Origin of the sequence: Actinomadura sp. GC306, from assembly GCF_004348665.1 — a bacterium.
Lineage (GTDB): Bacteria > Actinomycetota > Actinomycetes > Streptosporangiales > Streptosporangiaceae > Spirillospora.
The window spans coordinates 1-2,005 of the sequence record NZ_SMKM01000491.1 but is presented as its reverse complement, the minus strand read 5'-3'; the positions used below and the strand labels follow the sequence as shown (position 1 = coordinate 2,005).

Genomic DNA, 2,005 nt, shown 5'->3' with positions numbered 1-2,005 from the left:
TCGGCGGGCAGTTCGTCGGCAACACCGGGCCCGCGCTCGCGGGGCTGACGTTCACCGAGACCTACACGGGGACGCTCGGCCCGTCCGTCCGCACCGTCACCCCCGTCTACGACGGCGGGCGCATCGTGGCGCTGGTCGCGGTCGGCATCACGATCCGCGTCATCACCGCCGAGCTGCGGCAGCGGCTCATCTCCCTGGCGGTCGTCGCGTTCGCGGTGCTGGCGGTCGGCGTGGGCGGCAGCTACCTGGTCGCCGCGCGGCTGCGCCGGCAGACGCGCGGCGTCGCGCCCGGCGAGCTGCGCGAGATGTTCGAGTACTACGAGGCGATCCTGCACACCGTCCGGGAGGGGCTGCTGCTCCTGGACCGCTCGGGCCGCGTCGTCCTGTGCAACGACGCCGCCCGCGACCTCCTCGACCTGGATCCCGACCCGCGCGGGCGGCACGTCGCGGACCTGGGGCTGTCGGACGAGCTGGCCGCCACCTGCGTCTCGGCGGAGCCGCGGTCGGACGAGGTCCACGTCGCCGACACCCGCGTGCTCGTCGTGAACACCAAGCCCGTCCGGTCGCGGGACACGGCGATGGGAAACGTCGTCACGCTGCGCGACCACACCGAGCTGCAGGTGCTGACCGGCGAGCTGGACACCGTGCGCGGGTTCGCCGAGTCGCTGCGCTCGCAGGCGCACGAGGCGGCGAACCGGCTGCACACCGTGGTGTCGCTGGTGGAGCTGGGCCGGCCCGGCGAGGCCGTCGAGTTCGCCACCGCGGAGCTGCGGACCGCGCAGCGGCTCACCGACCGGGTCGTCGGGTCGGTGTCGGAACCGGTGCTGGCGGCGCTGCTGCTCGGCAAGTCCGCGGAGGCGGGGGAGCGGGGCGTCGAGCTCGTCGTCGGCGAGGACACCGCGATCGAGGGCGTCGCCGAGCCCCGCGACCTCGTCACCATCCTCGGCAACCTCATCGACAACGCGGTGGACGCCGCGCTCGCGGGCGCGGACGTCCGGCCGCCCCGGGTGGCCGTCAGCGCGCGGAAGGAGGGCGGCGCGCTCGTCCTGGAGGTGGCCGACAGCGGGCCGGGCGTGGACCCGTCCGCGGTGCCCGAGATGTTCCGGCGCGGCTGGACGACCAAGACGTCCGGCGGGCCCGTCGGCCACGGCATCGGCCTGGCGCTGGTCGGGCAGGCCGTGCGCCGCCACGGCGGCGAGGTCCGGGTGAGCCACGACGAGGGGGCCGTGTTCACCGTCCGGCTGCCCCTGGCCGCGTCATGATCAGCGTGCTCGTGGTCGAGGACGACCCGGTCGCCGCCGAGGCGCACCGCTCCTATGTCGAGCGCGTCGCCGGCTTCACCGTCGCCGGCGTCGTCCACTCCGGGGCGGACGCGCTGCGGTTCTGCGAGCGCTCCGCCGTGGACGTCGTCCTGCTGGACTTCTACCTCCCCGACACGCACGGCCTCACGGTCTGCCGTGCGCTGCGCGCCGCGGGCAGCGACGTGGACGTCATCGCCGTCACCTCCGCGCGGGACCTGGCCGTGATCCGGTCGGCGGTGGCGGTGGGCGTCGTCCAGTACCTGCTCAAGCCGTTCACGTTCGCGTCGCTGCGCGACAAGCTCGACCGGTACGCGCGATTCCGGGAGCAGGCGGTCGGCGCCGGGGAGGTCAGCGGCCAGGCCGACGTGGACGGAATGCTCGCCACCCTCCGCACGCCCGGCCACCGCACGCTGCCCAAGGGAATGAGTGACGAGACGCTGCAGGCCGTCACCGAGGTGCTGGCCGGCGCCGCGGACGGATTGTCGGCCGCCGCGGCGGCCGACCTCACCGGCGTCTCCCGCGTCACGGCACGCCGCTATCTCGAATACCTCGCGGAGAACGGCCTCGCGCACCGCCGCCCCCACTACGGTCAGGTCGGGCGCCCGGAAGTGCGCTTCTACCCCGGGTAGACGGGGTACTCATGTGACGAGCTGTGATCGACATCGGGGGAGTGTTGTCGTGAACGACAAGCAAGGCAAGGACAG

The 2,005-nt window shown here is 74.0% G+C and carries 2 protein-coding genes; both read left to right on the top strand.

The window, feature by feature from the left end; translation table 11 throughout:
• Window positions 1–1,262, top strand: a 1,262-nt coding sequence (locus E1200_RS32930; protein ID WP_131956535.1) for an ATP-binding protein, incomplete at its 5' end; no start/stop codon positions are given.
• Window positions 1,259–1,930: a response regulator gene (locus E1200_RS32925; RefSeq protein ID WP_131956533.1), complete on the top strand. Its 672-nt coding sequence runs from the start codon at window positions 1,259–1,261 to the stop codon at window positions 1,928–1,930. The genes E1200_RS32930 and E1200_RS32925, both read left to right, overlap by 4 nt.
• The last annotated feature ends 75 nt before the right edge of the window (window positions 1,931–2,005 follow it).

Excerpts from the sequence above, each read along its gene's own strand:
- E1200_RS32925 (WP_131956533.1), top strand. The coding sequence starts at position 1,259 with ATGATCAGCGTGCTCGTGGTCGAGGACGACCCGGTCGCCGCCGAGGCG.